General features: G+C 33.2%; 21 protein-coding genes and 1 riboswitch. Of the genes, 15 read left to right on the top strand and 6 right to left on the bottom strand.

Annotation, left to right across the window (positions count from 1 at the left end):
- The first annotated feature begins 5 nt into the window (after nt 1-5).
- A complete protein-coding gene (mgtE, locus tag LB941_RS10390; protein WP_253361905.1) occupies nt 6-1,370 on the top strand; it encodes a magnesium transporter in 1,365 nt (454 codons plus the stop codon).
- A gap of 83 nt (nt 1,371-1,453) precedes the next feature.
- Here the strand turns inward: mgtE and LB941_RS10385 are convergent, their stop codons facing one another.
- The 4 genes from LB941_RS10385 to LB941_RS10370 all read right to left on the bottom strand — a co-directional run bounded on the left by LB941_RS10385 (nt 1,454) and on the right by LB941_RS10370 (nt 4,223).
- The gene (locus LB941_RS10385; protein WP_253361904.1) at nt 1,454-2,206 is read right to left on the bottom strand and encodes a 3-oxoacyl-ACP reductase; all 753 of its coding nucleotides are present in this window, start codon (nt 2,204-2,206) and stop codon (nt 1,454-1,456) included.
- 2 nt (nt 2,207-2,208) lie between these two features.
- Nucleotides 2,209-2,436, bottom strand: a complete 228-nt coding sequence (locus tag LB941_RS10380; protein ID WP_253361903.1) for a DUF2829 domain-containing protein — start codon at nt 2,434-2,436, stop codon at nt 2,209-2,211.
- Nucleotides 2,437-2,454: 18 nt separating this feature from the next.
- Nucleotides 2,455-2,943, bottom strand: coding sequence for a QueT transporter family protein (locus LB941_RS10375; protein ID WP_253361902.1), 489 nt, complete (start codon nt 2,941-2,943; stop codon nt 2,455-2,457).
- A 7-nt stretch (nt 2,944-2,950) separates the two neighbouring features.
- Nucleotides 2,951-2,995, bottom strand: a riboswitch (PreQ1 riboswitch).
- Nucleotides 2,996-3,206: 211 nt separating this feature from the next.
- Entirely contained in the window at nt 3,207-4,223 is a 1,017-nt protein-coding gene (locus LB941_RS10370) for a lactonase family protein (protein WP_253361901.1), read from the bottom strand.
- Nucleotides 4,224-4,390: 167 nt separating this feature from the next.
- On the opposite strand from LB941_RS10370, the gene LB941_RS10365 reads away from it, so the two are divergent.
- The gene (locus tag LB941_RS10365) at nt 4,391-4,747 is read left to right on the top strand and encodes a PTS glucitol/sorbitol transporter subunit IIA (protein ID WP_253361900.1); all 357 of its coding nucleotides are present in this window, start codon (nt 4,391-4,393) and stop codon (nt 4,745-4,747) included.
- Nucleotides 4,748-4,764: 17 nt separating this feature from the next.
- Entirely contained in the window at nt 4,765-5,577 is an 813-nt protein-coding gene (locus LB941_RS10360) for a putative ABC transporter permease (protein WP_253361899.1), read from the top strand.
- Nucleotides 5,578-5,650: 73 nt separating this feature from the next.
- On the opposite strand, the gene LB941_RS10355 is transcribed toward LB941_RS10360, so the two are convergent.
- Nucleotides 5,651-6,928: a dicarboxylate/amino acid:cation symporter gene (locus LB941_RS10355; RefSeq protein WP_253361898.1), complete on the bottom strand. Its 1,278-nt coding sequence runs from the start codon at nt 6,926-6,928 to the stop codon at nt 5,651-5,653.
- Between the two features lie 319 nt (nt 6,929-7,247).
- Nucleotides 7,248-8,228, bottom strand: coding sequence for a GMP reductase (locus tag LB941_RS10350; RefSeq protein ID WP_253361897.1), 981 nt, complete (start codon nt 8,226-8,228; stop codon nt 7,248-7,250).
- Between the two features lie 215 nt (nt 8,229-8,443).
- Between LB941_RS10350 and LB941_RS10345 the strand changes: the two genes are divergently transcribed.
- The 12 genes from LB941_RS10345 to LB941_RS10290 all read left to right on the top strand — a co-directional run bounded on the left by LB941_RS10345 (nt 8,444) and on the right by LB941_RS10290 (nt 24,415).
- Nucleotides 8,444-8,944 (top strand): aminoacyl-tRNA deacylase, encoded by a 501-nt coding sequence (locus LB941_RS10345; RefSeq protein WP_253361896.1) that lies wholly within the window; start codon nt 8,444-8,446, stop codon nt 8,942-8,944.
- A 211-nt stretch (nt 8,945-9,155) separates the two neighbouring features.
- A complete protein-coding gene (locus LB941_RS10340; protein ID WP_253361895.1) occupies nt 9,156-9,668 on the top strand; it encodes a tRNA (cytidine(34)-2'-O)-methyltransferase in 513 nt (170 codons plus the stop codon).
- Nucleotides 9,669-9,937: 269 nt separating this feature from the next.
- The gene (locus tag LB941_RS10335) at nt 9,938-12,286 is read left to right on the top strand and encodes a DNA translocase FtsK (RefSeq protein WP_253361894.1); all 2,349 of its coding nucleotides are present in this window, start codon (nt 9,938-9,940) and stop codon (nt 12,284-12,286) included.
- 83 nt (nt 12,287-12,369) lie between these two features.
- Entirely contained in the window at nt 12,370-13,641 is a 1,272-nt protein-coding gene (gene yfmF, locus LB941_RS10330) for an EF-P 5-aminopentanol modification-associated protein YfmF (RefSeq protein ID WP_253361893.1), read from the top strand.
- Complete coding sequence (yfmH, locus tag LB941_RS10325; protein WP_253361892.1) at nt 13,641-14,945, top strand: EF-P 5-aminopentanol modification-associated protein YfmH; 1,305 nt, start codon at nt 13,641-13,643, stop codon at nt 14,943-14,945. The genes yfmF and yfmH overlap by 1 nt, the downstream gene beginning before the upstream one ends.
- The gene (gene ymfI, locus LB941_RS10320) at nt 14,942-15,667 is read left to right on the top strand and encodes an elongation factor P 5-aminopentanone reductase (protein WP_253361891.1); all 726 of its coding nucleotides are present in this window, start codon (nt 14,942-14,944) and stop codon (nt 15,665-15,667) included. Before yfmH ends, ymfI begins: the two co-directional genes overlap by 4 nt.
- Before the next feature lie 149 nt (nt 15,668-15,816).
- A complete protein-coding gene (locus LB941_RS10315; protein ID WP_253361890.1) occupies nt 15,817-16,722 on the top strand; it encodes a helix-turn-helix domain-containing protein in 906 nt (301 codons plus the stop codon).
- 66 nt (nt 16,723-16,788) lie between these two features.
- The gene (pgsA, locus tag LB941_RS10310; RefSeq protein ID WP_253361889.1) at nt 16,789-17,382 is read left to right on the top strand and encodes a CDP-diacylglycerol--glycerol-3-phosphate 3-phosphatidyltransferase; all 594 of its coding nucleotides are present in this window, start codon (nt 16,789-16,791) and stop codon (nt 17,380-17,382) included.
- A gap of 382 nt (nt 17,383-17,764) precedes the next feature.
- Nucleotides 17,765-19,003: a competence/damage-inducible protein A gene (locus LB941_RS10305; protein WP_253361888.1), complete on the top strand. Its 1,239-nt coding sequence runs from the start codon at nt 17,765-17,767 to the stop codon at nt 19,001-19,003.
- A gap of 93 nt (nt 19,004-19,096) precedes the next feature.
- A complete protein-coding gene (gene recA, locus LB941_RS10300; RefSeq protein WP_253361887.1) occupies nt 19,097-20,179 on the top strand; it encodes a recombinase RecA in 1,083 nt (360 codons plus the stop codon).
- A gap of 295 nt (nt 20,180-20,474) precedes the next feature.
- On the top strand, nt 20,475-22,040 hold the full coding sequence (gene rny / locus LB941_RS10295; protein ID WP_253361886.1) for a ribonuclease Y: 1,566 nt from the start codon (nt 20,475-20,477) through the stop codon (nt 22,038-22,040).
- A gap of 509 nt (nt 22,041-22,549) precedes the next feature.
- Nucleotides 22,550-24,415 carry a monovalent cation:proton antiporter family protein gene (locus LB941_RS10290; protein WP_253361885.1) on the top strand — a complete coding sequence of 622 codons (1,866 nt, stop codon included), beginning with the start codon at nt 22,550-22,552 and terminating at the stop codon, nt 24,413-24,415.
- Nucleotides 24,416-24,785: the final 370 nt, after the last annotated feature.

Below are 24,785 nucleotides of genomic sequence, written 5' to 3'. Positions count from 1 at the left end.
AAATCATGGTTGATATAAATTTAACAACGCATGATAAAATAGTTAATATACAACGATTATTAGACGAACAACAAGCAAATCTTTTTAAAGAAGAATACCTAAAACTACATATTTTTGAGCAAGCGCAGATTTTTACTTCACTTAATCAAAATCAACGCGCAAGAGTTTATCGATATTTAACATCAAAAGAAGTTGGTGATATGTTTAATGCATTTGAGGGACCAGCTGAAGATGTTGTGGAATATTTCAAAGAAATGCCAACTAAATATGTAGGTGAAGTTATTTACGAGATGTATACTGATAATGCAGTTGATATATTAGCGTATGCTGAACCACAAGACTTAGCAAAATACTTGTTATATGTTCCTGAAAAAGAAGCTAATGAAATTCGACAGTTGCTGCATTATGATAATAAAACAGCTGGGGCGATTATGTCGACTGAGTATATGACCATTTCCAGTGATCAAACGGTAAAAAATGCATTACACGCGGTAAAAAAAGAAGCACTTGATGCAGAAACTATCTATTATATTTATGTTATCAGTGATAGTAATAAACTTGAAGGAGTATTAACTTTACGCTATTTGTTGACGAATGAGGATGAAACGTGCATAAATAAAATAATGAGTACTCCAGTTATGTCAGTAAGTGTAAATGATAAACAAGAAGAAGTTGCACAGATAATTCGTGATTATAATTTCTTAGCATTACCAGTTACGAATGATAAAGGTGAACTATTAGGAATTATTAATGTTGATGATGTTATTGATGTTATTGATGAGGAATCTGCTGAGGACTATTCGCACTTAGCAGGTGTAGATGTTGAAGATAAACGCAGCAAGCCCTTGCAGGCAGCCTTTAATAGATTACCATGGACGTTTGGTTTACTTTTTTTAAGTTTGTTAACTGTAATTGTAATGTATGCTTATCGTTATATGATTGTAAAGGAAACAACACCCGTTATCTTTATTGTGATGGTTATGGGAGTAGCTGGAAATGCTGGAACACAAAGTTTAGCGGTTGCAATGCGAAGGCTAAGTGATAAAGAAGACACGTATACTTTTTTACGTTTAATTATGGGCGAATTAATAGCAGGAGTTGTAGTAGGAATTTTTGCAGGAATAATTTTTGCAATTTTTACAGGACAGTGGTTGCATAATTATGTTTTAGGGATAGCACTTGGAATTGCAATGATACTATCCATTTTGATTGCGAACTTATTGGGATGTGTAGTGCCTTGGATTTTAGATCATTTAAGAATTGACTTTTCAGGAATTCCAGGAACTTTAATTGCAATATTAAGTAACTTTTTTTCGATATTAATTTATTTTGGAATTATTCAAGTGTTTTTCAAATTATTTAAAATGTAACTGAATAAAAAGGTTTCTGGATTAGGATATCTAAACACGGATACATCAACGTATAGTGTTAGATAATAGTCCAGAAACCTTTTTTATTTTTCGGTCCAACCACCATCAATCGGAATAGCGACGCCATGAATATAATCGGCGCTGTCGCTTGCTAAAAAGACTGTTAAAGCAGCAACTTCTTCGGGTTTTGCCCAACGTTTAGCTGGAGTAAGTCGGGCAACCTCTTTAGCCATTGTGGCATCGCCAGCAAAATCAGCTGCGTTCATTGGAGTGTCAATAGCGCCTGGAGCAATGCAGTTTGCTCGAATACCAAGACCAGCGTAATCATAGTCAAGTTGTTTAGTATATCCAATAATGGCATGTTTTGCAGCTGTATAGGCAGCACCACCGCCACCAGCAACTAAACCTGCAATGGAAGCCATGTTGATTATAGTGCCATGTTTTTGTTGTAGCATGGATGGTAGTACTAAGTTAGTCAGGCGAAAAATGCTTTTTAAATTGGTATTCATGACATTATCCCATTCTTTTTCGCTAGTATTTAAGCTAGGTTGGTAAGCATCAAGAATTCCAGCTGTATTAAGTAAGATATCAATGTGTGTCATTTTAGCTAAAGCATAGTCAACCAATATAGCTAAATCGTGTTTCTTGCGAACATCGCAAATTTTAAAGAAAAAGTGTGCAGGGTACTTTTTTTGTAGTTGCTTGATTTGAGCATTAAAATGTAAATCACCACCAAAAACATAAGCCCCGTTTTCCAACATCTTAGCTGCTTGGGCAAACCCAATTCCCGATGCAACTCCAGTAAGGAGAACAACTTTTTGTGTAAAATAAGTCATTATTAGTTAACTAGCTCCCAGTCATTTGCTAAGACATCGCAAGAAGTAGGCATATATTGGGAAAGTGATGGTGTTTCTTTCGTATGAATCATTAAGTATGGATTAATAGCTTCACCGGCTAAGGTATCATTTGTAACTACAAAAATATAATCTTCATAACCACTCCAACCAGTTGTTCGAACGGCTTTTTTGCCATTTTTTAAATATGGTAATACTTCTTCAAATGTCATAATAAATAATCCTCCACATTATTTAGTCAAATCAATTCTTGTATTTAGAACAAAGACAATGATTGCTCCAAAGAAAACAGCACCAAATTCACCAAGCGCTACTGTAAAATAAGTTGCCCAAAAAGGAGAGTTAGATAAGAGATAATATTCAAGTGCTACACTCCAACTCATTAAGGTACAGACGGTAACTGTAATTGCAAGCTTACCAATTACAGTTTTAATATGTTTACCTAAAAGATAGCTGATAGTGGTCATTGCTAATGTACCTAAAGAGCCAAAAATAACATCATAAATGCCTAGAGGTGAATTTAAGTTAGCAATTGCACAGCCTAGAGTTAATGCCCAAATATATCTTTTATTAAAGGGGGCTAGATTATTAAGAAATTCCGAAAAACGAAATTGAATGGCTCCGTAACTTAGTGGATTTAGTAAAGTTAGAGCAATATATAAAGCAGCAATAACACCGGCTTTTACTAGGTCAGCAGTGTTTAGTTTTAAAGTTTTCAAGATAAAAATCTCCTTAGTTTTTTTAGGTGGGATAATTGCGAACCACCTTGTAATTGCATTGTAGATATATATAACATAAATACAATGCGTATTCACGATAGCAAAATTAATTGTATACGTCAAGCCGGGAAAAATTGAAATATGTAGAAATAAACTAGAGAAATGATTTTATCGTTAAGAAATAATTGAGAATTTTGAAAGTAAAAAAGAGCGGATTTCTCCGCTCTATAAAAATCTAACTTTTTGGAAGTGTAGCATAGCAATTATATAAAGTTTACGCAAACACCTTCTGGAACAGAAATATCTTTTTGTAAAAGACTTAGTTGTCCATTTAATTCATTGCGACTATATAAAGTAGCATTGTCAGTATTTTGATTTGCGACAACGACAAATTTCTCGCTCTTATCTAAAGCAAAGTCACGTGGAAAATCCCCTTCAGTAGAAATAAGTTGTACTAGTTCAAGTGTATTATCAGCTTGAACAGCAAAAACAGCTAACGAGTTATGGCCGCGATTTGAGACATAAACAAATTTACCATCATTTGAAATGCGGATTGCTGCCGCACCATTGTGCTCTGTCCAACTTGTTGGAATTGTTTTTATAATGTCGACAAGGTTAAATGAGCCAGTAGACTCATCATAGTTTAAAGTAGCAACGTTACTACTAAGTTCACCTACTAAGTAAACATTTTTTTTATTGGGAGAAAAAACAAGATGTCTTGGTCCAAAACCAGCAGGCAGTTTAAAGACAGAAACATTTGAAAGCTTACCATTATCAGAAACATTAAACACATGAAGTTGATCTGAACCTAAATCGACAGCAACTAAACGTCCATCAGAAGTTAGATTTGCATAATGCATATGGGCGCTATCTTGTTCAGGAAGAGGGCCGTTACCAGTATTCTTAAAAGAATCAGTTAATGTTAACGTTTGATCAACATTAAGCTTAAAGACATCGATTTGTCCCTTATGATAATTGGCAGAGTAAACAAGGCCACGTGGCTCATCAATTGAAACGTAACAAGGATTTGCACCTTCGGTAAAGACATCATTGAAAAAATTTTTATTGGAATAATTGTAACTAGCAACGCCGCCTAGGGAATCTTGACTAGCAACTGTTACTAAAGTTTTTTTAGAATTTAATTGAAGATACGTAGGATTTTGAATGTTTAAAAATAATTCAGGGGTAGATACTGCTTTAGCTTCTGTGTCAAGAACCGCTTGATAAATGCCGTTACTGGTCTTTCGGGTATATGTTCCAAATAGAATAATTTCTTGCATAGATAAAACACCTTCCGTTGTATATTTACATTGGTAGTATAACATAAATATTGTAACCGTTATATGTAATTAGTTCCAACAAATTATATATTGTGTGTAGATTTTAGCGAAGTAGTGTAAAATAAAAGAAGAAGTTCTAGTTAGATAGAGTAGAAAGGATTGATTTTATGTTGAAATCAAAAGTAGTGTCAATTGGCAGTAAAGCACTTGATGAAAAGGATGATCTGGTCATCTTGTTTGATAAAACAGCAACAAAGGAATTGGAGACAGTTTCTATTATTCAAGAATTTGAGAAGCCAATCGATAAAAGTTATGATTTAAAGACAGCAAATAAATTAATAATTGATAATCAAGAATATAAGATAGCGTTTGTTGGAGATATGGTTAATCGAAATTATATGGAAATCGGACATACAGTATTACATTTTGAACCAGTTCCAGCAAAGCCACAAGGTAATGCCATATATCTAACGCCTATGAAAGTGCCCCAAATTAAGGTTGGTAGTACAATAAGTTTTTGCTGATTTGAGGATGTGATTAGATGCAATATTATTCAATGACTGAAGTAGTACTATTGTTTTCTTTTTATTCTTGTGTAGGCTGGATATGGGAGACGGTGTATTGTTCAATACAAGATCATAAATTTGCATATCGGGGATTTTTGATGGGACCGTATTGTCCAGTATATGGATTTGCAATTACAGTTGTTCTTATTTTAACGCTACCGTTTCGTACCAATCTAATTGCACTATTTTTTATGGGTGGAATAGTAGCAACAATTTTTGAGTATGTTGCAGGTTGGTTTTTGGAAAGGTGGTTTCATTTAAAACTGTGGGATTATAGCAACTATTGGGGGAATCTTAACGGTAGGGTAGCACCAATTATTTCTTTATTTTGGAGTTGTGGTGTTGTTATTATAACCAAAATAGTTGATCCATATGTTGAATATGTAATTCAATTGATAGTTACTAAAACAGGTTCTGCTTTAGCGGTGATAGTTATCTTTATTATGGGTAGTGATGCGATATGGACTATTACTGATATGGCCGCATTTAGAAAGAGCTTTTCACGTTGGGAAAAACAAATTAATATAGAACGAGAAAAATTGCATACCAATGCTCAATTTGAGGTAGAACAGAAATTTTCTCAATTAGAAGAACAACGAGAGGAAATTAGAAATAGAGTAGAAAAGTGGCATATCATTTTTGCAGAAAATATCCACAAATATGGGTTAAAACAATTTAACTTTAATCAAAGAAGAATGCTTCGAAACTATTCGCATGTAAAATTACTTGGTGCACCACACGTGACTGAAATCAAAAAAATTGCGACAAAATTTAGAAATATAAAATAACTAAAAAAGAGCACAGTATTAAGAAATTTTTTTCTTAGACTGTGCTCTTTTTAACGGAAAGCTATTGCTGAAATTATAATTTTTTACGCATTTTTTCAACATAGGCATCATGAACAGTTTGGTCAAATTCATTTTCGGATTTGCCAATAATTAAGGTTGCGGTCATGTTGCCAATTACGTTAACTACAGTCCGGCCCATGTCAACAAGACGATCAATTCCAGCAATTAAAGCTATTCCAGAAGTTGGAATGCCTACTGTACCTACAGAAGCTAGTAAGACAACAAAAGAAGCACCAGGAGTGCCTGCCATACCTTTAGATGTCAGCATTAAAACAACAAGCAAAGTTAGTTGTTGACTGAAGGATAGATGAATATGATATGCTTGTGCAACAAAGATTGCAGCTAATCCTTGGTATATAGCAGAACCATCTAAATTAAATGTATATCCAGTCGGGATTACAAAAGAACCAATAGATTGATTAACACCTAATTTAGTTGATTTATCAATTAAACGCGGGAGAGTAACTTCAGAACTTGCGGTTGTAAAAGCTAAAATTAACTCATCTTTAACAACAATTAATTGGTCGATAATACGAAAACCAAAAAGGCGAGATGTTAAGCCTAAAATAACCAAGATGAAAAAAATCATGGTAGCATAAGCCATAATGATAAAAAGACTTAGCGGTTTCAGTGAATTTAAGCCAAGTTTAGCTATTGTTGCTCCGATTAAGCCAGCAACGCCTAAGGGAGCAACATGCATAACCCAACCAGTAATTTTAAACATCGTTGCAGAAACGGCATTTAAAAAGTCAATAACAACTTGACCTTTTTCACCAATGGAAGCTAGACCAAGACCAAAAAGTGCAGAGAAAAAGACGACAGGTAACATATCACCACTATTTAAAGCTTCGAATATATTAGTTGGAATGATTGACATTAAGACAGAAGTAATATCAGAGTGTGATGTTTTAGCTGTTTTTAGGTATGATGAAATATCAGTTTTATTTAACTGTGTTAAATCAACCATTGAGCCAAGATGAGCAATATTAGAAACTGTCATACCGATTATAAATGCTATTGTTGAAAGAACTTCGAAATAGATAAGTGTTTTTACTCCAATTCTGCCTAGTTTTCGTAAATCACCCATATTGGCGATTCCCACAATTAAACTTGACATAACAATTGGTAAAACAACCATAGAGATTAAATTGATGAAGGAATCACCAATATTAGTGGAAATTGTGATAAACTTTTGATTTTCATAAAAAAGGGCACCTAAAGCAATGCCAATAATTAAACCTAATAAGATTTGCCATCCTAAAGAAAGATGCCAAGCTCTGAATTTTTTCATTTTTTTCACTCCAAATTAAAATACTAAACAGGTATTAATTTAACATATTTTTAATAAAAATGCACGAATTGAATTGGAAAATATGAAATAAAAAAGTAAGAGAGTATTACTTTCATTAATTAAATAATTCGTGAGTTGAAATTGCCTAAATTATAAGGCTAAGCGCAATTTGATGCTCTTTAACGTAGATTTTGGTATTAAACATGTGGAGATAAAGAGAGTCTGGAATTTTTATCCCAGACTCATCAGTAGTATGTTTTTGTGTAAATATTTACTAATGAAAAATTAAAAAAATCTAATCTCAAACTAAATACAAAGATTATAAGGAGTCACCATTGAAAATTGAGTTTTTAACAATTACATAATCAACATTGCGTAGTGCAGCTAATTTGCGACCACCTGCATATGAGATTGAAGATTGTAAATCTTCTTGCATTTCGTGTAATGTATCCTCGATATGGCCGCGATATGGGACTAAGAGTTTTTTTCCTTCTACATTTTTATATTCACCTTTTTGATATTGAGATGCGGAACCAAAATATACTTTGTATTTTTTTCCTTCATCTTCAACTAGCTCACCAGGAGTTTCTGCGTGACCTGCGAATAAAGAACCAATCATACACATTGAAGCTCCAAAGCGAATTGATTTAGCGATATCACCGTTAGTTCTAATACCGCCATCAGCAATTATGGGTTTGCTAGCTGCTTTGGCGCAAAGACGAACAGCAGCTAATTGCCAACCGCCGGTACCAAAACCGGTTTTTATTTTAGTTATACAAGCTTTACCAGGACCAATCCCAACTTTAGTAGCATCAGCTCCAGCATTTTCAAGTTCACGTACGCCCTCGGGAGTGCCTACATTACCAGCGATTAAGAAAACACCTGAAAGTTTTTGTTTAATGTATTTAATCATATCAATTACTGTTTGAGAATGTCCGTGGGCAATATCAATGGTTATATACTCAGGCATTATATTTTTTTTTGCCAAATCATCGACAAGTTTATATTCTTGAGGCTTTACACCTATTGAAATAGAAGCAAACAAGCCAAGTTTGTGCATTCTTTTTATAAAATCAAGTCGATCATCTTCATCAAAACGGTGCATAATGTAGAAATAACCATTTTGAGCTAACCAAATAGCTAATTTTTCATCAATTATGGTCTGCATATTTGCAGGAACAACGGGTATATTGAATGTCATTGGTCCAAATTTAACTCTGGTATCAACTTCTGAACGACTCTTTACGATGCATTTATTAGGAATAAGTTGAACATCTTCATAGTCAAATACTGGTGGCATAATAAGTCCTCCTATAAAAAACTCATTTTAATTTAAATGTTCGCTATTGAAACTTTTTAAAGTCGCAAACAAGATAATAGTACTTAATAAATCACTTGAAGTCAATTAAAAAGCAAAAAAGGTACTATAAAAGTTCGTAATTTTTAAGAGTTGACTTAAATTGATTTTTGAGATTAGAATTATACGTATAATATAGCTGAAAGGAGTTTATTGTCGTGACAAAAAAAGAAAAGATAAAAAAAACTAATGATGAACGGATTTTAGATCAAAATCATATTGAGTATGTTGAAACAAATTTCGATTGGATTAATAACGGACGAGATGCTTTGAAAGAAGCTGCTGCCCTTGGAATTGAAGCTAAAAGTATGTTAAAAACAATTGTTCTTCAAGCTAATAAGGATCCTAAGGATTACCTAGTGGTTTGTTTACCGCTTGAATATGAATTAGATTTAAAATTAATTGCACAAGAATTGAATAAAAAACAAGTCCATTTAGCAGATAATAAAAATTTAATTAACATAACTGGTTATATACATGGTGAAAATACACCTATAGGGATTAATATTAGAAAAGGATTTCCAATTTATTTTGACAAAAGAATTATGGATTTCGATGAAATATCTGTTTCTGCAGGTAAACTTGGAAGATCCGTCCGCTTAAAAAGAGAAGACTTGGTTAAACTAGTTGCAGGAAAGTATATTTCAGTAGCAAAGTAAGTTAATTGAAAGTATTTTTTTGATATTTTTCAAAAAAGCTTGAAAATTTTTTAAGCTAGTGTTAATATAATTTCAAGAAATCGGTTGTTAGTAACTATCGGTTCGCTGTTAGTTGCTAAGTAATTGTACTTCATTAACGTAGCTGTTCGCCGTGCCCACACCGAATGGTTACGCTTTTTTTATGCCTTAAAACTGTAAAGGGAGATATTTTATGACAAATCATATTGCTTTGTTTGAACCACTAATGCCTGCAAATACAGGAAATATTGCACGAACTTGTGCTGGGACTAATACCCATCTACATTTAATTGAACCGCTAGGCTTTTCTACGGATGATAAACATTTAAAGAGAGCAGGTCTTGATTATTGGGATAAGGTAGATGTGACATATCATAAAAACTTACCTGCCTTTTTAGAAACTATACCTGATCTTAGCAAACTTTATATCGTTTCTAAATTTGCTGAGCGTGCATATACAGACATTGATTATAATGATAATGTAGCAGAACACTATTTCTTATTTGGTAAAGAAACAACAGGATTACCTGAAGTATTTATGCGTCAAAATCCAGAAAAGTGTATTCGTATTCCACAAAACGATAAGCATATTAGAGCACTTAATCTATCTAATACGGCAGCGATTGTTATTTATGAAGTTTTGCGGCAACAAGGTTTTCCAAATTTAGAAACAACACACATGTACGAAAGTGACAAGCTTAAGTAGTAATTTATAAAAACTTAAAATCTGGTAAAATAATTAATTTGAAAAATACATTGTAGAAGCTATTCTAAGAAAATAGGTTATTTGTACTAAGAGTAGAAGGATTATTATAATAGTTTAGGATTAAAGATTTTTTAGGTGCAGTTAAAGGATAAATAATGATTTTAACTACATGTTTAATAAACTATCTTTTATCCTTTTTTTATTTATTAGAATATTTGTTTGATATGTTATAATCAAGATATTAAAAAAGGAAGGGAGCGATTGTTGTGGTGCGCACACAAAAAAAGAGTCGCCCCGCCGCGCGAAAAAGAAGACGTAATACGACAAAAAAGAAGAAAAAAATTGAATTTTCACAGCAAGTTATTGGAATAATATTTATACTATTTGGTGTAATTGGATTGCTTAATTTGGGTTACATAGGAACACTAATGGTTAATCTAGTTAGACTAATTTTAGGTGATGTTTATCAAATTGGCCTTGGTGGCTTTATCATCTTGGGCGGTTATTTATTGATTTTTGGAAAACAACCACAGATGAAAACTAATATTTTATTTGGATTTTTATTAGTTGCATTTGGTTTTTTACTCGGATTGGATGCGTATTTTTTTGCACAGTTGGACTTACATACTCATTTTATCAGTATTACTTGGCAATACTTGAGTGCTGATATTGGAAATGCTAGTATCGGTACGTCAGTTGGTGGTGGAATTATAGGTGCGGCATTATATACAGTAACGTATTTTTTGGTTTCTCAAATTGGAACATATATTATTAGTTCTTTATTAATTATAGTGGGAATATGTGTCTGTTTTAATATTGCTTTTAGCCGTGTAGCGAAGGAACTTGGAAAATGTGGGTATTTTATATTTAATTTATTAAAATGGATATTACTTGGTGTAATTACTTTAATAAAGAAGATACCTTTTTCAAAACTCAAAAAAGCCAGTTTTATAGTTAAGAAAAAGCCAGTTGATACGCACGAACAAAATACAGCAGCTGATATAATGGAATATGAGAGAAACAATTTAACAAATAGAGTTGCTTCTAAACCAGAAAAAATTAAAAGTACTGATAACGAAGTAGACACTGTTGAAGAATTAAATATTTGGGATGCTTCACCAAAAATAGAAAAAGAAGAACCGATACAAATAGCTGAAGTATCTAAAATAAGCACGATGCAAAACACAGATTATAAATTACCAAGTTATTCTTTGTTAAGTTCTGTAGGTGCAACAGATCAAAGTACTGAAAAAATGGCTATGCAAAAAAACAAAAAATTATTAGAACAAACTTTGGCAAGCTTTGGTGTACAAGTAAAGGTTGTTAATGCTATTTTAGGACCTGCTGTCACAAAATATGAATTGCATCCAGCTATTGGGGTTAAAGTTTCAAAAATTGTCAATTTAAGTGATGATTTAGCATTAGCATTAGCAGCTAAAGATTTACGAATTGAGGCTCCTATTCCAGGAAAATCACTCGTTGGAATTGAAGTCCCAAATAAAAATGTCGCAACTGTGTCCTTCAAGAGTATAATATCAACACAAAAAAAGGATATTAATAAGCCGTTGGAGGTTCCATTAGGCCGAGATATTTCTGGCGAATTAGTTGTAGCAGATTTAACGAAAATGCCCCATCTTTTAATCGCTGGTTCAACCGGAAGTGGTAAATCTGTGGCAATCAATGGTATCATAACCAGTTTGTTAATGAATTGTTTGCCAGAACAAGTAAAATTAGTCCTTATTGATCCTAAAAAGGTTGAATTAGGTGTTTACAACGATATTCCACATTTACTAACTCCAGTGGTTACTAATCCTAAAAAGGCAGCAGGAGCTTTACAAAAGCTAGTTAGTGAAATGGAGCGACGTTATGAATGTTTTGCAAATACAGGCCAACGTAATATTAATGGTTATAATGCAATGATTAAGCGTCAACAAGAAGATGGATTAGGAAAAAGTGACCAATTAATGCCATATATTGTTATTATTGTTGATGAATTATCCGATTTAATGATGACAGCTTCAAATGAAGTGGAAGGCTCGATTGTACGCTTGGCACAAATGGCGCGAGCTGCTGGTATTCATATGATTTTGGCAACACAACGTCCATCGGTGGATGTTATTACTGGTCTAATTAAGGCAAACGTTCCATCACGAATAGCTTTTGCAGTTTCATCAGGAACAGATTCACGGACAATCATTGACCAATCTGGTGCAGAAAAATTACTTGGTCGTGGGGATATGCTCTTCTTACCGATGGGAATGAATAAGCCGATTCGTGTTCAAGGAGCATTTATTTCAGATGCAGATGTTGAAAAGGTCGTGACATTTGTTAAAAAACAGCAAGCAGCTAATTATGATAGTTCAATTGAAGTTAGTGATGAAGAAATTGAAAGTGGTTCTTCAACTTCAAATGAAACAGATGAATTATTTAGTGAAGTAATTGAATTCATTAGGCATGAACAAAAATGTAGTATTTCTCTTCTCCAAAGAAGGTTTAAGATTGGCTACAATAGAGCAGCACGAATTGTTGATCAATTAGATAGTGCTGGTTTAATAGGGCCACAAGAAGGAAGTAAACCACGAAAGGTTTTTTTACCTCCAAATGACAAAGAAGAGTAGCTAAAAAATAGAATTTGTATTATAGTTGTATATCCCTTATCATAGTTAGAGATAATTATGGTGGAAAAAAGAGGAGGATTTTTTTGCAAAAACAAGTAACCACTGGGGTAACGGCAGCGCTTATTGAAACAAAGCAATTTAAAACAACGAAAATAAACGTGTCTTTTACGACGATTTTAGAGGATAAAAGTGAGTTAGCGATGCGGACACTAATTGCGAATTTATTAGAAGTTAGTAGTCAAAAATATCCTAATCAAAAGTTAATTTCTGATAAATTAGCTGAAATGTATGGTGCAAGTTTTGGAACGACAGTTAATCGTCGTGGAAGAATGCACACAATCGGTTTTTCATTCACATGTGTTAATGACAAGTATTTACAAGGAAACCAAAATTTATTAACACAAGCAGCTGAATTCTTACAAGAAGTAATTTTTAATCCATTAGTTACTTCGCCACAAGCAAAGTTTGATTTGCAGACATTTGCTAGACAAAAAGAAAACTTGATTAACTATATACAAACAATTAAAGAAAATAAACAAACGTATGCATCGTTACAGTTACAAGCGGGGTATTTTTTAGATACAATTCAATACACACCTGTCTACGGTGATGTTACAGATTTAGAAAACATCAATGCAAAGATGGCATATGAATATTATCAAAAAATGTTGCAAGAAGACACTATAAATATAGTAATTTCCGGAGATTTAATAACAAGTGATTTATCTGAATTATTAACACATTTACCATTTGAAGCAAGGAAAAAACAATTAGGTGATATTTATTATACACAAAATATTACCAATACAGTTTATCAAAAAGAAGAAAAGCAATCTTTAAATCAAAGTAAATTAGATGTTGCATATCATTTACCTATCTCATATCGAACGGAAAATTATTATGCTGCACTTGTATTTAATGCACTGTTTGGAGGCTCAGTTCTTTCTAAATTATTCATAAATGTTAGAGAAAAAGAAAGTATGGCATACTATGCAAGCAGTAATTTTGATTCATTTAGACAGTTTTTATATGTGCAAACAGGAATTGAAGCGCAAAATAAAGAACATGTATTACGATTAATCGAAAGACAATTAAATTCCCTGATAAGTGGAGATGTTAGCGTTGAAACTTTTGAAAATGTAAAAAAAGAATTGTTGACAGATTATGAAAGCCGCTATGATTCTCAGGGAACTGCGATGTTGCAACAAGTTATGGATACAATAACACAAGTTTCAATACAAGCAACTGAATGGGAAGAAAAGATAGCTGCAGTTACTTTAGAAGAGGTTTGTAATGTAGCAAAGATGGTTAATTTACAAGCTGTATATTTTTTAAATGGAGAGGAAAGTAGTTAATGAGAGTCAAAGAGTACGAACAATTTGGGGAGACGTTGTATACACTTGTTTTACCTAATGGACTAAAAGTAAACATGTTACCACGTCCCAACTTCCATAAAACGTATGGTATATTAACTACAAATTATGGATCGCTTGACAGCACTTTTGCTCCTTTAGATAAAGACGAATTGTGCAAAGTTCCCGATGGAATTGCACACTTTTTAGAACACAAACTGTTTGAAAAGAAAAATTACGATGCGTTTGATTTATTTGGAAAGTATGGAGCAGATGCAAATGCATATACTAGTTTTACACGAACAAGTTATCTTTTTTCTGCAACCAAAAACGTCAAAGAGTGTCTAGATATTCTATTAGATTTTGTTCAAACACCGTATTTCAGTGATGAAACAGTAGCAAAAGAAAAAGGTATTATAGGGCAAGAAATAAAAATGTATGATGATGATCCTAATTGGCGATTATTTTTTGGAATGTTAGGCAATCTCTATCCTAATACGCCTTTAAGCGTTGATATTGCAGGTAGTGTGGAATCAATTGCACAAATCACACCAGAGCTTTTGTATACATGTTATAACGCTTTTTATCAACCAAGTAATATGAACTTGTTTATTGTTGGAAGACTTGACGTGGAGGAATTAACAAGTTGGATTGAAAAGAATCAAAGCCTAAAAGATTTTCCCTCAGCGCAAAAAATACAAAGGGTTCAGTTTGAAAACACTTTAGAGAGTGTAGATATTATTCCATACAGAATGATTGAATTAGATGTTCAAAGACCTAAAACGATGGTTGGTATCCGTGGATTAGATGTTGTTCCTGAAGGTCGGGACGGATTAAAATATAAACTAACGATAGATTTGTTATTATACTTACTATATAGTGAGTCATCAAAAAACTATCTAGAATTATATAAGCGAGGAATACTGGATGATAGCTTTGGATATGAATTTCAAATTGAAAGAGGTTTCCACTTTGCTGTTATAAGTGGAGATACGAAAAATCCACAAGAGCTATCCAATGAAATTATTGGTATTGCTGAAAATGCACAAAACATATTAGTAAATCAGCAGTCTGAATTTCAGCTGGCGCAACGTGAATTAATAGGAAGATATATAACGAGTATGAATTCACTTGAAAGCATTGCTAACCAATATGCTGGTGATTTGTTTGAAGATGCAACTATATTTGATGTAGTTCCAATTATTGAGAAGATAACATTAGATGATATTAAGAAAGTTGCACAAGATTTTATTCGCTCTGAGGCAGTTAGTGTCTATCAAGTTCTACCAAAGGAAGATGTCAAATGAAATGGGCTTTAATTTTTGGTGCATCAGGAGATATTGGCAACCAAATTGCACTGGACTTAGCAGAAAATGGATGGTCACTTTACTTACACTATTTTCATAATAAGATAAAAATGCAAAAACTGTATGCGCAATTGCAAGTAAAGTATCCACAACAGGATTTTTTGTTATTGCAGTATGATTTGACTGATAGTCAGCATCTTACTAGAATAACGGAAAATTTATTTACTTTAGATGCACTGATTTTTGCTCAAGGAACAACGGAATATGGTTTGTTTCATGACTTGGAACAGCAACAATTTAATAATTTATCACAAATGCAAGTCAATACACCACTTAGAATAGTTCAACTATTAGAACAAAAATTGGCGATAAGCAGGTGTGGGCGCATTGTATTTATTGGCTCAGTTTATGGTGGAAATGGAAGTTCAATGGAAGTGGCATATAGTACTCTAAAAGGAACATTGAGTTCCTTCGTGAATGCCTACAGTAAAGAGGTAGCGTCACTTGGAATAACTGTCAATGTAGTTGCACCTGGTGCTGTAGATACAAAAATGAATCGAACATTTACAAAGCAAGAAAGAGATAAAGTTAACGAATCAATTCCAATGGGTCGTTTTGCGAAGGTTGATGAAATTAGTTATTGGGTAAAAGTTTTGTTAGATGAAAAGGCAGCGTATATGACAGGACAAACACTTTATATAAGTGGTGGTTGGTTAAAATAAAGCCGGAAGGGCAACATAACTTATTTTTAAACAACAATGAATGGTTTCTACTAAAAATTTATGTAAACCTATGATATACTCTATAATGATAAGAAACAAATTATGGGTTATTGATCCAAAGGAAAGTGAAAGTAATGAGGCAAGAATCAATGAATGTTGGACAAATTTTAAAAAAAGCACGAGCAGATAAAGGTCTTACGTTAGACAATCTGCAACAAAGTACAAAAATTCAAAAACGTTACCTGATTGCGATTGAAGAAGAAAATTTTTCAGCATTGCCAGGGGATTTTTATGTACGTGCATTTATTAAACAATATGCAGAAGCAGTTGATTTAGATGCAAATGAATTATTAAAAAAATTAGATGAACAATTAGGCAACACACACGAAGATGAAGAATCAAAAGATGATAAAGCAACAACGCGGACTCAAAAGAGGCAGCAATTAAAAAGCAATGAAGAACCCAATCATCTAGAAAATATAACAAGATATTTGCCAACAATTATTATTGTTATCGTTGTTCTGGCAATTTTAGGCTCAATATATTTTGTTACACTAGGTAATAAAAGTAAAAGCTCCGCAACAAGTGATAACAGTAGTTCAAAAGTTGCAGTAACTTCAGATGTTACAAGCTCAAGTAAGTCAAGCAGTTCGAGTAGTTCGTCTTCAAGTAAGTCTAGTTCTAGTTCGGCATCAAGTAAAAAAGCAAGTTCTAGCAAAAAGACGACAAGTAAACAAGAAATTTCAAGTACAGCGACATCAGGTTCTACATTCACATATAGTTTAAAAAATGGAGCAACAAAAAATAAGGTTAAATTGACAGCTGGTAGTTCGAGTGCTTGGATGGCGGTTTATTCTAATGGTACACAGGTTTGGCAAGGAACTTTAACGTCAAATAATTCACACACTTTAACATTACCGGAAAACACAACAACGATTAAGATAAGTTTAGGTAACTCTAAAGCGACAACGGTGAAAATCAACGGGAAAGACTTTAACTTTTTAGAGCAAGATTCATCAACAACAGTTAGAACGTTAGTACTAGATGTTCAATAATGATTATTACTTAATATATATGAAATAATTTTGATATTTTTTATGAAGTGAAGGGAAGAATAGTAAATGAATTTGCCCAATAAGTTAACAATTATGCGAATTATTTTAATTCCGGTGTTTATGTTAGTGTTATTGTTACCACTACAGTGGGGAAGTGTTAATGCAGTAGGTACGGTAATTCCAGTAACGCAGCTCATTGGAGCTATTATTTTCGCAGTTGCATCAATTACTGATTTTGCAGATGGTCAAATTGCAAGACGTCAGCATTTAGTTTCTAATTTTGGTAAATTTGCGGATCCTTTAGCTGATAAAATGCTTGTGATGACTGCGTTTATTATTCTAGTTGAAATAGGTAAGGTGCCTTCATGGGTGGCAGCAATCATTGTCTGCCGTGAACTAGCAGTAACAGGATTGCGTTTAATTGTGGTTGAAAATGATGGAGAAGTAATGGCTGCAGCAATGCCTGGTAAAATAAAAACATTTACGCAAATGTTTGCGATTATTTTCTTGTTTTTAAACAATGTTTTCTTTGATAATATTAGTTTTCCAATAGGTCAGGTATTGCTCTATATTTGCTTATTTTTTACGATTTATTCTGGATTTGAATACTTTTATAATGCGCGTTTTATCTTTGCGGATTCTTTCAAAAGTAAAAAATAGTTGTGTATAGTTCAATTCTTTGTAAAAAAATAGAATAGAAATAAAAAAACAAGATTAATCATAAAAAGATAGGTTAAATTAAGAGGCCTATCTTTTTTTGTGTATCAAGTTATCTTAAAAAGGTATGAATACAATGTAATCGGTAGTGATGATTTAAGTATTGTTATGGCATAGATTATAACAAGATAAATTTAGATGAGATACTTAGAATAAACATGATAGATTTGCACATGAGAATAAAGAAACGTATAATGAGAGGGTCAGAAATGATGAATTAACTTTCTGTTAGATTAGAAAATAAAGTTAAAAAAATAAGTAAAAAATAATATTTTTTGGAAGTAAAAAGAGATTTATATGCGTATTTATATGTGGAGGCTTTAGAATGCAGACAGAGATAATTGCAGTCGGAACAGAAATTTTACTAGGACAAATTGTTGATACAAATACAACATTTGTGAGCCAACAGTTGGCAGAATTAGGGATTAATGTTTACTATCAAACTGTTGTTGGTGATAACGAAAAAAGAATGTTGGAGGTCATTAATACAGCGGTTAAACGCAGTGATTTAATTATATTAACAGGCGGATTAGGACCTACGAAAGATGATTTAACAAAACAAGTTGTAGCATCTTATTTGAATAAAGAATTAATCGAAGATAGTGATGCAATGAAAAAAATAGTTGAACGTTTTAAAATAAGTGGAAGGACATTGACCCCAAATAATCGACTACAGGCACTATATATTGATGGATCTATGCCGCTAAAAAACGCAACAGGGCTAGCTGTTGGAGATTTTTATAGAAATCCTAAGGGACCAAACTTTTTATTGCTACCAGGGCCACCGAATGAATTAAAGCCGATGATGTTACATGAGGCAAAACCATTATTAGCTAAAGAATATAATGTAGCACAGATTTTAGAGTCGCGTGTATTACGCTTCTTTGGAATAGGTGAATCTCAACTGGCAACAAAGTTAAGTAATTTGATTGATTCCCAAACTAATCCAACAATGGCTACTTACGCTAAGGATAATGAAGTAACGCTTAGATTAACAGCTAGTGCAGATACAAGGCAAAAAGCAGCAAAATTGCTTGATGATACTGAAAATGAAGTTATGCAATGTGTCGGGAAATATATGTATGGATATGGTGATGAAAATAGTTTACCAAAGGTTGTTATTGAAAAACTAAAAGAACAGAATTTGACAATTACAGGAGCAGAAAGTCTTACTGGTGGACAATTTCAAGCAGCGATTACAAATATTCCCGGAGCATCAAAAGTTTTTCCGGGAGGATTTGTAACTTATGCAAATGAAGCAAAAGTTTCTTTATTAGATATTCCTCAAACAATTATAGATACTAAAGGTGTTGTAAGTGAAGCAACAGCAATTTGGATGGCAAAGCAAGCTAAAGCAAAACTTAAAACAGATATTGGAGTTTCGTTTACAGGTGTTGCTGGACCAGAAAGTCTTGAAGGACAGCCAGCAGGAACCGTCTGGATAGGAATTGCTTTTAAAGATAGACCAGTAGTAGCGTATGAGTATCGTTTTTCTCGTAGTAGAAAATTTGTCCAAGAAAGGGCGGTTTTAACAGCTTTTTCTATTATCAATAATGAATTATAAAACAAAATTCGAAAATAAGTTCTTTTTTTCTTGCATTCAATAAACAAAGTACTGTATTATGATTAAAGAAAGTAGACTTAGGAGGAAATATAAGTGGCTGATGAAAGAAAAGCGGCATTAGATGTTGCATTAAAAAAAATCGAAAAAAACTTTGGTAAGGGTTCAATTATGCGTATGGGTGAAAAAGCTGATACGCAAATTTCCACTGTTTCTAGTGGATCATTAGCATTGGATGAAGCACTAGGTGTAGGTGGGTATCCTCGAGGTAGAATTATCGAGATTTATGGTCCAGAAAGTTCTGGTAAAACTACAGTAGCATTGCATGCAGTTGCTGAAGTTCAAAAAAATGGTGGGACAGCAGCCTATATTGATGCAGAAAATGCTTTAGATCCGGCATATGCAACGGCACTTGGAGTAAATATTGATCAGTTACTACTTTCACAGCCAGATACAGGTGAACAGGGACTGGAAATTGCTGATGCATTAGTTTCCTCAGGCGCAATCGATATTGTTGTAGTTGATTCAGTTGCTGCATTAGTTCCAAGAGCAGAAATTGAAGGTGAAATGGGTGATGCACATGTTGGTTTGCAAGCTCGTTTAATGTCACAAGCTTTAAGGAAACTATCAGGAACTATAAATAAAACTAAAACAATTGCATTATTCATTAATCAAATTCGTGAAAAAGTCGGAATAATGTTTGGTAATCCAGAAACAACTCCTGGTGGTCGAGCACTTAAATTTTATGCTACTATCCGTTTAGAGGTAAGAAGAGCAGAACAGATTAAGGATGGTTCTGAAATTATTGGAAATCGTGTTAAAATTAAAGTTGTAAAAAACAAGGTTGCTCCTCCGTTTAGAATTGCAGAAGTTGATGTCATGTATGGCGAAGGTATTTCGAAAACGGGCGAATTGATTGATATGGCAGTTGAAAAAGACATTGTAAATAAGAGTGGCTCTTGGTTTTCTTATGGTGAGGAGAGAATTGGGCAAGGACGCGAAAATGCTAAAAAATATATGTTAGAGCATGTAGACACAATGAACGAAATATATTTAAAGGTTCGAAAAGCGTATGGAATTGCTGACTCAGATGAACAAGCACAGCTTGAATTAAAACTTGGAGATAAGGCGGTTACTAAAAGCGCAAAGAACAAAAAAGATTCAATAGATAGTAAATAGAATAACAAAGAATATGTTAAGCGGTAAAGTTCAATGATATTTTTGATAATTTTACCGCTTTTTTTGAGTAAATTTTGTTTTAGAAAGTAGTGTGAAATAAAAATAACACTATAAAACCCTTTCACATGGTTATGTAATAAGGTAGATGATGCAAACATATATCTTTATTTGTAAGGTGACTAATTTATATTGACATTAGTGGGTTAAAAACATTAAAATATTCTTGTGTGTATAATCAAAATAACTAAAAAAATAATTAATGTAAAAACATTGATTGACGTCGGAGGTGCAAATCGTGAGTTCTATTATTGTTATCCTCGCCGTCGCTATTTTAACTTTATTACTTGGCTTTGCTGGGGGTATTTGGTACCGTAAGCGGCATTATGAAGAAGTTTTAGATGCTGCAACACAAACAGCTGCTGGAATTTTAGCACAGGCACGTAAGGATGCGGATGCTAAAAAAAAGGAAATAATTCTAGAAGCAAAGGAAGATAGCCATAAATATCGCGGTGAAGTAGAAAGTGAATTAAAGGATCGTCGTTCAGAAATTCAGAAGCAAGAGAATCGAATGTTACAACGTGAAGAAATTATTGATCGTAAGGATTCGATGCTTGAAAAAAGAGAAACAAAAATTTCTCAAAGAGAAAAACAACTGGATGTTGATCAACAAAAACTTCTTACCAAGAAGAATGAAGTTACTTCTCTAGTACAGGAACAACGTGATAAATTAGAAGAAGTAGCAGCTTTAACACAGGATGAAGCGCGTGATATCATATTTAAGCAAACGCGTGAAAAGCTTAACCATGAATTAGCTATAATGATTAAAGACAGTGAAGCTGAAGCACAAGCAACAGCAGATAGAACTGCAAAAGATTTAATTTCACAAGCAATTCAGCGTTCAGCAGCAGATATGGTATCTGAAACAACTGTTTCAGTAGTAAGTTTACCTAATGAAGAGATGAAAGGTCGTATTATTGGACGAGAAGGACGTAATATTCGTACATTAGAGACATTGACAGGAATTGATTTAATTATTGATGATACTCCTGAAGCAGTTGTTTTGAGTGGATTTGATCCAGTACGGCGTGAAATTGCTAAACTTGCTCTTGAAAAATTAATTCAGGATGGTCGTATTCATCCAGCTAGAATTGAAGAAATGGTTGAGAAGGCTACAAAAGAAATGGATGCAAAGATTAGGGAAAAAGGTGAAGAGGTTATTTTTGATCTCGGATTACATTCAATGCATCCAGATTTAATAAAAACGATTGGTCGTTTAAATTACCGTACAAGTTATGGACAAAATGTGCTTGACCATTCGTTGGAAGTTGCCAAAATTTCTGGGGTTTTGGCTTCTGAACTTGGTGAAGATGTTACAATGGCGAAGCGCGCAGGATTATTACACGATATAGGTAAAGCAGTGGACCATGAAGTTGATGGTTCGCATGTTGAAATTGGGGTCGAATTGGCCAAAAAGTATAAAGAAAGTAAAACAGTTATTAATACAATTGCGTCGCATCATGGTGATGTTGAACCAGAATCGATAATTGCTGTTTTGGTTGCAGCAGCAGATACAATCTCTGCTGCTAGACCAGGAGCACGAAGTGAGTCATTAGAAAATTATATTCATCGTTTAGAAAAGCTAGAAAATATTTCTAATGAATTTGAGGGTGTTCAAAAGAGTTATGCGATTCAGGCAGGTCGAGAAGTCCGTGTTATTGTCAGACCGAATGAAGTTAATGATATAGAGGTAACAGTTTTAGCACGGGATATAAAGAATAAGATTGAAAATGAGCTCGAGTATCCGGGACATATTAAAGTCACAGTTATTCGTGAAACTAGAGCTATTGAATATGCTAAATAGTGTATACAAAATAGTACAATGACATATACTCAATGTTAAAGTGAATAGGTGCTTGTTTTTCTAGGCAGCAAGGTGTTGATATATTATTAACAGCTTGTCGCCTAGTTTTTGTATACACATGCTTAATGTAGTAAGTTATTCGAGTAAAGACACGAATAAATTCTTTAAAGGAATTAGATTGCTTTAGGCCGATTTAATTCAAACTTTAGCTTTTCGGTGCAGGTGTTGTTTAAATTGGTAGACTTACAGCAACACTTTTGGTGTTGAAATTTATGAAATGTTTATTTTCTTGATTTAGATATGTAGTAATTTAGGATTTCTGTAAGAATTATATATAATAAATTGATAAAAGCTAAAGAAACTGAGTATGTATAGTATGCAGGAATCTATTACCCGGGAAATAGAAAATATTTATACAGTAAGCTAAGAGAAGTGCTATTTGTTTAATTTCATTAAAGTATCTTGTATAATGTTGGACAGAGTACTTTCTGTAGAAAGGATTTTTAACTATGAATTTTTCAGTAGTATTAGTAACATTTGCTGCATTTGCAACACCGATGATTCTTTCACGGTTTAAAATTAATTTTATTCCAACATCAGTTGCAGAAATATTGGTAGGTGTCGTTTTAGGGAAAAGTTTTTTAAATGTTGTGCATACTGGAACCTTTCTTGATTATGCCTCGACTTTAGGTGTTATTTTATTAATTTTTCTGAGTGGAATGGAAATTGATTTTAGTTTATTTAAAAAGAATGCGTCACCACAAACTCCACTTGCCAAAAAAAAGGCAAAAGAGGATGAAAAACAAATATCTGCATTGAGGGTAGCTGTTTTTGCATATCTATTAACTATTTGTACATCATTTGGATTAGCGCTTTTATTTAGAATTACAGGTTTGTTTACAGACATTGGCCTTGCAACTATCCTATTTATGACTGTTTCATTGGGAATTGTAATTTCTTTATTAAAGGAAAAGGAATTGTTAAGTTTACCGTTCGGTCAAGCAGTTCTATTATTTGCTGTTTTTGGAGAAGTTGTACCTATGTTGGTTCTATCTTTTTATTCTTCATTGGTAGCGGGTAATGGAGGCAGTATATGGTTAATTTCAATTCTTTTTGTTGTAGCAGCAATACTGTTTAGCCGATTTAAATCTTTTTTTAGCTTTTTTGATAGAATTAATAAATCTACTACTCAGTTAGATATACGTTTAGCGGTTTTTGTTATTATACTTTTAGTATGGATGGCAGAAAAATTGGGTGCAGAGAACATCTTAGGAGCATTTATTGCAGGCATAGTGTTTAAATTATTACAACCGGCAAGAGATACGGAACAAAGATTGGATTCTATTGGTTATGGATTTTTAATCCCGTTTTTCTTTATTATGACTGGGGTCGAATTAAATATTCCTAGTTTACTTACTTCGTCGGAAACCATAATATTGATACCATTGTTTTTTATTGCATATGTTATTGCAAAATTACCTGCTTATTTTGGTTTTAAACTTCGCTTTGGAAAGGAAAATGCAATAGCTGGGTCACTTCTTTCAAGTACGACAATTACATTAGTGCTTGCGACGTTAACGGTTGCTAAAGGCCTTGGAGTTGTGACAACACAGCAATCGGGAGCATTTTTGCTAGCTGCAGTTATTACCTGTTTCATTGGCCCATTATTGTTTAACAAATTGTACAGGACAGAAAAAGAAGATAGAAAAAAAATCCGAGTACATATGATAGGAGCAAATTTGATTGTTGTTTCAGTTGCACAACAGCTTCCAAGTAATTGGTATGAGGTAATGTTATATACAGATGTTTTGCAAAATTATAATACGTATAATGCAAAAGCAAATATAAAGTTGTTAGCAAGTCGAAGTGAAGACGAAATGATTGAGAATGAAGTATTTGATACAGATATTTTAGTTTTAGGTTATCTAGATTTTAATGCTAACTTTAAACTTGCATTAGCAGCTAAAAAGTATGGAGTTGAGCGAGTTATTGCACGTCTAGATAATCCAGATCCTGTATTAAATGCACAGCAAGAGCAAGAATGTAAACATGCTGGTATTGAATTTTATAGCAGTTTTGATACTAGGGTTGGCATGATGCGTTCAATAATTGAGTCACCATCCATTATGCAAGTTTTGACAAGTGGTGATGCACGACTTTTTGAAATCGTTGTGAAAAATGCAAAATTTGATGGTATGGAAGTAAGTAGTTTACCTTTTGTTGAAAATATAACAATTAGCCGAATTTTTCGTAATAAGGCGTCGATTGCTCCGCATGGTAATACGCGAATTCAACTGGGAGATCATATCATTTTTTCAGCTAGCAAAAATCTAATACCAGAGATTAGAGAGACTTTGGAAAAAATAAATGAATAAGTAGCATAAGTTATTTTTTATGAGTATAGGATATATTTTGAGAGTAGTACAAAAACAGATAAAGAGTATGCGCGTTGTTTATGGTTTTGATGGTCTAGATTATGGTACTCATAACAGCTACATTTAGGTGTACATTTTTCATTAAATATTAAGAGATAAAACGAGTTTGAGATTTCTGTCTCGAACTCGTTTATTTAATATTAATACATGCGAATAAACCACAAGTTTTACTTATGGGGGTGAAAAAAGCTTTAGCGTAAAAAACTCCCTTTCGATATAATAATTTCGGCTATCAACCAAAACTATATCGAAGGGAGTTTTTATCTTGCCACAAGATGGTAATAGCTTATCACATACAAGATGGAATTGT

The organism is Ligilactobacillus ubinensis, from assembly GCF_024160875.1.
GTDB lineage: Bacteria > Bacillota > Bacilli > Lactobacillales > Lactobacillaceae > Ligilactobacillus > Ligilactobacillus ubinensis.
The sequence above is the reverse complement of the archived record's forward strand: the minus strand, read 5'-3'. Positions and strand labels throughout refer to the sequence as shown.

Excerpts from the sequence above, each read along its gene's own strand:
- LB941_RS10315 (WP_253361890.1), top strand. The coding sequence starts at position 15,817 with ATGAATGTTGGACAAATTTTAAAAAAAGCACGAGCAGATAAAGGTCTT.
- pgsA (WP_253361889.1), top strand. The coding sequence starts at position 16,789 with ATGAATTTGCCCAATAAGTTAACAATTATGCGAATTATTTTAATTCCG.
- LB941_RS10370 (WP_253361901.1), bottom strand. The coding sequence starts at position 4,223 with ATGCAAGAAATTATTCTATTTGGAACATATACCCGAAAGACCAGTAAC.
- LB941_RS10350 (WP_253361897.1), bottom strand. The coding sequence starts at position 8,228 with ATGCCACCAGTATTTGACTATGAAGATGTTCAACTTATTCCTAATAAA.
- yfmH (WP_253361892.1), top strand. The coding sequence starts at position 13,641 with ATGAGAGTCAAAGAGTACGAACAATTTGGGGAGACGTTGTATACACTT.
- LB941_RS10290 (WP_253361885.1), top strand. The coding sequence starts at position 22,550 with ATGAATTTTTCAGTAGTATTAGTAACATTTGCTGCATTTGCAACACCG.
- LB941_RS10355 (WP_253361898.1), bottom strand. The coding sequence starts at position 6,928 with ATGAAAAAATTCAGAGCTTGGCATCTTTCTTTAGGATGGCAAATCTTA.
- LB941_RS10385 (WP_253361904.1), bottom strand. The coding sequence starts at position 2,206 with ATGACTTATTTTACACAAAAAGTTGTTCTCCTTACTGGAGTTGCATCG.
- ymfI (WP_253361891.1), top strand. The coding sequence starts at position 14,942 with ATGAAATGGGCTTTAATTTTTGGTGCATCAGGAGATATTGGCAACCAA.
- LB941_RS10360 (WP_253361899.1), top strand. The coding sequence starts at position 4,765 with ATGCAATATTATTCAATGACTGAAGTAGTACTATTGTTTTCTTTTTAT.
- LB941_RS10380 (WP_253361903.1), bottom strand. The coding sequence starts at position 2,436 with ATGACATTTGAAGAAGTATTACCATATTTAAAAAATGGCAAAAAAGCC.
- LB941_RS10340 (WP_253361895.1), top strand. The coding sequence starts at position 9,156 with ATGACAAATCATATTGCTTTGTTTGAACCACTAATGCCTGCAAATACA.
- LB941_RS10305 (WP_253361888.1), top strand. The coding sequence starts at position 17,765 with ATGCAGACAGAGATAATTGCAGTCGGAACAGAAATTTTACTAGGACAA.
- mgtE (WP_253361905.1), top strand. The coding sequence starts at position 6 with ATGGTTGATATAAATTTAACAACGCATGATAAAATAGTTAATATACAA.
- LB941_RS10365 (WP_253361900.1), top strand. The coding sequence starts at position 4,391 with ATGTTGAAATCAAAAGTAGTGTCAATTGGCAGTAAAGCACTTGATGAA.